The organism is Arthrobacter sp. I3, assembly GCF_000520575.1.
In the GTDB taxonomy this organism is placed as follows: Bacteria; Actinomycetota; Actinomycetes; order Actinomycetales; family Micrococcaceae; genus Arthrobacter; species Arthrobacter humicola_A.
The window spans coordinates 110,500-116,272 of sequence record NZ_KI914902.1 but is presented as its reverse complement, the minus strand read 5'-3'; the positions used below and the strand labels follow the sequence as shown (position 1 = coordinate 116,272).

The following is a 5,773-nucleotide window of genomic DNA, read 5'->3' as shown; positions in this document are numbered from 1 at the left end:
CCGGGCAATCACCACGTACAGGGCCACGGTAAGCCCGCCCCCGCCGAGTCCCTGCACCAGCCGTCCGGACACGAGGACCGGCATGGTTCCGGCGGTACCGGCGATGAGCAGGCCGAGCACGAACATGCCCACTGCGGCCAGGAGCGGCGCCACCGGCCCCTTGCGGTCCGACCAGCTGCCTGCGGCCACCATCCCGATCACCCCGGTGGCGAGCGGCCCGGCGAAGGCCAAGGCGTAGAGTCCCGCACCGTCCAGTTCCCGGCTGACGAGCGGCATGATGGTGGTCACCGCCAGCGACTCGAAGGCCGCCAGGAACACCAGTGCGCAGGCGCCGAGGGTCACCAACAAGTAGCTGCGGTGGAAGATGCCGGCCGATTCCGGGACGGCTTTCGGACGGGACTCCTGGTGAGGGGGCGGGTCGGTCTGGGGCACGTGCCACAGCTTACAACCGGACCCCCGCAGCCCGCCCGCCTGTGGGCTTATCAGCTGGCCGTTCGGCTCATCAGCTGCCGGTCCGCCGCCGTCAGTCCGCCTCGTCGAACCCCTGGGCAGGAACCACGACGGCGCCACTGGCCCTGGAGTCCGGGTTCAGCATCCAGCCCACACGCTTGACGGTGCTCAGCATGACGACGCTTTCCACGAGCTCGATCCCGGGCACTTTTTGCTGCAGCGCCACCTCGATGTTCATGACGTCCGCCAGGGACTGCAGCCACATGATGATCACGAAATTCGTTGGCCCCGTGGTGGAGGCGCTGAGCCGGACGTTCCGCATGGTCCTCAGCTCCGCGGCGGCTGCCTCGTGCCGCCCGGCCGGGACGTTGACGAACCATTGGCAGGTCACGGGGAAAGCTGAGAGTTTCTGGGCCACCTCGCACCGGAATGACAGGATGCCGCTGGCGAGCACACGGTTGAGCTGGCGCTGGACGGTGGCCGGGTGCCTGCCCAGGCCGCGGGCAATGTCTGCCGCCGTGGCCCGCCCGTCCCTGGCCAGAAACGGCAGGAGCGCCAGGTGGCTGTCCGGCAGCGCCTCCCGGGCGGCAGCCTGGGCAACCCCGGTGGCCTCGGGGCCGGCCAACGCCCGCACGGCGGCCTGCTGCGCGCGGCTCAACACGTTCAGCCGCCAGGAGCCGCCGCTCGCGTGCAGCCTGGTGCACAGGGCGGTCTGATATTTGAGGAGGCCGTCAATCTCCTTCAGCCGCGAGATGACTTTCAGGCTGAAATCGTCCAGGGAGGGCGTAATGACGGTTAGCATGAGGTCCCGGTGGCTGGCTGCCTCCTCCACCGTGACGATTTCCGGCATCTCGGCAAGCCTGGCGGTGACTTCCTCGCGCCGGTGCATTTCGCAGTCCACAGCGACGAATGCCAGGCACATTTGCTGGGGGTCACCGATTAGGTGGGCGGTGATCCAGGACGCGCCAGAGTCCAGCAGCCGCTCCCACCGGGCGGCCAGGGTGGTGGCGTGCACGCCCAGCACCTGCGCCGCATCCGCCCAGCTCAGCCGCGGGGCAATCTGCAGGACGTTGATCAGAGCGAGATCGTCCTCGCTGAGTTCCATCATTTTTCCCTTCATCCATGCACGAAACCTGCGGCAACAGTCTATTCGTGCATTTTTTCTGGCCTTCGGGCAGGTGTGAACTGTGTCACTTGAGAATAGACGCAGGACGTCCCCGCCGGACGTGAACCAAGGAACTTCGAAAAACAAGCCAGTCGCCAACCAGGCGATTTTCGACAAACGACAAACGACAAACAAGGAGAACACGTGCCGATCACCGCAGATGCCCGGGAAATGCAGACGGACCTTGCCCGGCTCCGCCATGAACTGCACCGGGAACCCGAGATCGGCCTGGCGCTGCCCCGCACCCAGGAGAAGGTGCTCAAGGCCTTGGACGGGCTTCCCTACGAGATCACCCTGGGCCAGGAGACGACGTCGGTCACCGCAGTACTGCGGGGCCAGGGGCCCGGCACCGAAGTGGGCTCGCGCCCGGCGGTGCTGCTGCGCGCTGACATGGACGGCCTGCCGGTGCAGGAGAAGACGGGCGCGGACTACACGTCCAGGATCGACGGCGCCATGCACGCCTGCGGCCACGACCTGCACACCTCCATGCTGGCAGGGGCCGCCACCCTCCTGGCCGAACGCCGGCACCAGCTGGCCGGCGACGTCGTCCTGATGTTCCAGCCCGGCGAGGAAGGCTTCGACGGCGCGAGCCACATGATCCGCGAAGGCGTGCTGGATGCCACCGGCCGGCGTGTGGACGCCGCCTATGGCATGCACGTGTTTTCCGCCCTGGAACCGTACGGCACGTTCTGCACCAAGCCCGGCGTCATGCTGAGTTCCTCCGACGGCCTGGTGGTCACCGTGCTCGGCGCCGGCGGCCACGGGTCGGCCCCGCACTCGGCCAAGGACCCCGTCACGGCGGCCGCCGAGATGGTCACCGCCCTCCAGGTCATGATCACCCGCCAGTTCAACATGTTCGACCCCGTAGTCCTCTCCGTGGGGGTCCTCCAGGCCGGCACGAAGCGCAACATCATCCCGGAAACCGCACGCATCGAGGCCACCATCAGGACCTTCTCCGAGGAAGCCCGGCAGAAAATGATGGACGCCGTGCCGCGGCTGTTGAAGGGAATCGCGGCGGCGCACGGCCTGGACGTCGACGTTGACTACCAGCAGGAGTACCCGCTGACCATCACGGACGAGGACGAAACGCACACCGCGGAGAACGTCATTGCGGGCCTGTTCGGCGACTCCCGGCTCTCCCGCTGGGCCACCCCGCTGAGCGGCTCCGAAGACTTCTCGAGGGTTCTGGCCGAGGTCCCCGGCACGTTCATCGGGCTGAGCGCCGTCCCCCGGGACGCCGACCATGCCACCTCCGCGTTCAACCACTCCCCGTACGCCACGTTCGACGACGGCGTGCTGGCTGACGGCGCCGCACTCTACGCCGAGCTCGCCATCTCAAGGCTGGCCGCACTCGCGGCCGCCGACGCTCCTGCCGCGGCCAACACGGTTGCCGCCGCCTCCGCCCTTTCCTAACCCGCACCCCCGAGGGAGAAGACCATGACTGCAGCCACGATCACGCCGGCGGCAACCCGAACATCCACCCGCAAGACGCTCATCGGCACCGGCATCGGCAATGCCGTCGAATGGTATGACTGGGCGATCTACGCCACGTTCACGCCGTTCATCGCCAGCCAGCTTTTCAGCAAGTCGGATCCTGCGTCCGCGGTGCTGTCCACGCTGGCGATTTTCGCCGTCGGCTTCGTTGCGCGCCCTTTCGGCGGCTTCCTGTTCGGTTGGATCGGTGACCGGATCGGCCGGAAGGCTTCCATGACCCTGGCCGTGGGGCTGGCGTCGGTGGGCAGCCTGATGATCGGCATCGCTCCGACGTTCGCGGCCGTCGGCGTCTGGGCATCGCTCACGCTCCTGGTGGCGCGCCTGATCCAGGGCCTGGCCCACGGCGGCGAGCTGCCGTCGTCGCAGACGTACCTGTCCGAAATGGCGCCAAAGGAACACCGCGGCTTCTGGGCCACGCTGATCTACACCTCCGGCACCGTGGGCATCCTGTTCGGAACCCTGCTCGGTGCCGTGCTGAACATGACGCTGAGCACTGAACTCATGAACGCGTGGGGCTGGCGCATCCCGTTCCTGATCGGCGCGGCCATGGGTCTCTACGCGCTGATCATGCGGTCCCGGCTGCACGAAACGGACGTTTTCGAGGGTGAGGCCGCGACGGAGAAGCGCGCTCCGATCTGGCCGCAGATCGTCCGCCACCGCAAGCAGGCCCTCCAGGTGATCGGCCTGACGGTCGGCCTGACCGTGATCTACTACATCTGGGGTGTCGTCGCCCCCAGCTACGCCACCACCGCCCTGAAGATCGACCGGGGCGAGGCCCTGTGGGCCGGCGTGATCGGCAACATCGTATTCATCGCGGCGCTGCCCTTCTGGGGCAAGCTGGCGGACCGGATCGGACGCAAGAAAGTGTTGTGGGCCGGTGCGATCGGCGCAGGCATCATGCACTTCCCGATGACCGCCCTGCTCAAGGATTCCGCCTGGCAGCTGGCCGTCAGCATGTCCGTCATGCTGATCTTCATCGCCGCCAGCGCGGCGATCGTCCCGGCCGTCTACGCCGAGCTGTTCCCCACCAGCATCCGCACCGTGGGCGTCGGAGTGCCCTACTCGATCTGCGTGGCCGTGTTCGGCGGAACCGCGCCCTATCTGCAGCAGTGGCTCGGCACCACCGTGCAGATGCCGCAGCTGTTCAATGTGTACGCCGTGCTGCTGCTCGCGATCTCCGCGGCCTGCGTCTTCACCATCCCGGAGACGAAGGGCAAGGACCTCACGCTCTGATCCGGTCCGGCCCGGTTGAGCTATCGGTTGTGGCTGTTCTGGAGGGTTCAGGACAGCCACAACTGATGGCTCATCACGTTTTTGCAGGGGGAAGGGTCAGTCGCCGATGTAGCGGTCCCGCCCGGCCCGGTACCCGAACACCGCTGCAAGAGAGCCCACCAGCACGAACAGCACACCCGCCGCGGCAAAGGATCCGGTGAACTGGTGCAGCTGGCCGACCAGGAGCGTGCCGCTGGAGCCAATCCCGTAGCCCACGCCCTGCATCATCCCGGAAAGGTGGGCCGCGGTGTGCCCGTCCCGGGTGCGGACCATGATCAGCGTCAGCGCGGCGGCGGTCAGGCTTCCCTGCCCCAGGCCGAGCAGCCCGGTCCACAGCCACAGGAGTTCCACAGGCCCGAAGATGCTCAGCGCGAAGCCAGCGCCGGTCATGAGCGCCACCGCCGTGTTGAGGGCACGCTGGTCCCGGAACCTGGTGGCCAGCGCCGGCGCGAACAGCGAGCCCAACATCTGCAGCACAATCGAGGCCGAGACGATCAGGCCGGCCGTGCCGCCGTCCACCCCGCGTTCGCGCAGGATCGGCGCCAGCCAGGCGAAGACGCGGAAGGACATCATGGCCTGCAGGACCATGAACCCGGTCACCTGCCAGGCCACGGCGGAACGCCAGACGTTGACGCCGCCGGCCGGCCGCGCCGCCCCGCCGGGGCGGGCCCGGAGCGCCGGCGGCAGGAACAGCAGAAGGACGACGCCGGCCGGCAGCGCCCAGAACCAGAGCGCCGCCGTCCATTCCCCGCTCGCGCGGAAGACCGGGAACGTGAAGCCGGCACCGAGCGCGGCCGAGGCACAGATCGCCGTGGTGTAGAGGCCGCCCATGAGGCCCAGGCGATGCGGGAAGTCACGCTTGACCACGCCCGGCAGCAGCACGTTGCACAGTGAAATCGCGGCACCGCACGCGGCGGTCCCGGCGAGCAGAGCCGGAAGGTGGCCGGCCGCCGGCAGCTCCACGGGCCGCAGCAGCAGCCCGGCAGTGAGCACCGCCATGGCACCGAGCAGCACCCGTTCGGCCCCGAACCGGCGTGCCAGCCCAGGGGCGAGCGGAGCGAACACCCCCAGCAGCGTCACCGGGACGGTGGTGAGCACCATGACCGCCCAGGCCGGAAGCCCGGCGTCGGCCGTCACCTCCGGCAGTACCGCAGCGAAGCTCGAAAAGACTGTGCGGAGGTTCAGCCCGATCAGGACCAGGCAGATCCCCAAATATGTGAGCTGCCGGCGGCCGGCCGCGCGGGGCGGCCCGGCGGGGCCGTCCCGGAGAACGGCGCCGGCCGAATGGTCCAACTCGTCAGTTTTCCCAGCTGAGGTCACCCGCCCCATTCTTGCAGCCCCGCGTCTTCACCCCTTCCCTTCAACCCTTCCTCAGCGGCTCAACCCCTCCTC

Annotated in this window: 5 protein-coding genes; 2 read left to right on the top strand and 3 right to left on the bottom strand. The window is 68.2% G+C overall.

Annotation, left to right across the window (positions count from 1 at the left end; all coding sequences use genetic code 11):
- A partial coding sequence (locus tag Y706_RS27735; protein WP_043434472.1) for an MFS transporter occupies positions 1 to 432 on the bottom strand: 432 nt, incomplete at its 3' end.
- Positions 433 to 523: 91 nt separating this feature from the next.
- Positions 524 to 1,555 (bottom strand): Lrp/AsnC family transcriptional regulator, encoded by a 1,032-nt coding sequence (locus tag Y706_RS0103245; protein WP_043434571.1) that lies wholly within the window; start codon positions 1,553 to 1,555, stop codon positions 524 to 526.
- Between the two features lie 204 nt (positions 1,556 to 1,759).
- Between Y706_RS0103245 and Y706_RS0103240 the strand changes: the two genes are divergently transcribed.
- Together Y706_RS0103240 and Y706_RS0103235 are read left to right on the top strand one after the other, a co-directional pair.
- On the top strand, positions 1,760 to 3,028 hold the full coding sequence (locus Y706_RS0103240; RefSeq protein ID WP_028275439.1) for a M20 metallopeptidase family protein: 1,269 nt from the start codon (positions 1,760 to 1,762) through the stop codon (positions 3,026 to 3,028).
- A gap of 24 nt (positions 3,029 to 3,052) precedes the next feature.
- Entirely contained in the window at positions 3,053 to 4,342 is a 1,290-nt protein-coding gene (locus tag Y706_RS0103235) for an MFS transporter (protein ID WP_028275438.1), read from the top strand.
- A 96-nt stretch (positions 4,343 to 4,438) separates the two neighbouring features.
- Here Y706_RS0103235 and Y706_RS0103230 read toward each other — a convergent pair whose 3' ends face one another.
- Positions 4,439 to 5,674 (bottom strand): MFS transporter, encoded by a 1,236-nt coding sequence (locus Y706_RS0103230; protein ID WP_253906682.1) that lies wholly within the window; start codon positions 5,672 to 5,674, stop codon positions 4,439 to 4,441.
- Positions 5,675 to 5,773: the final 99 nt, after the last annotated feature.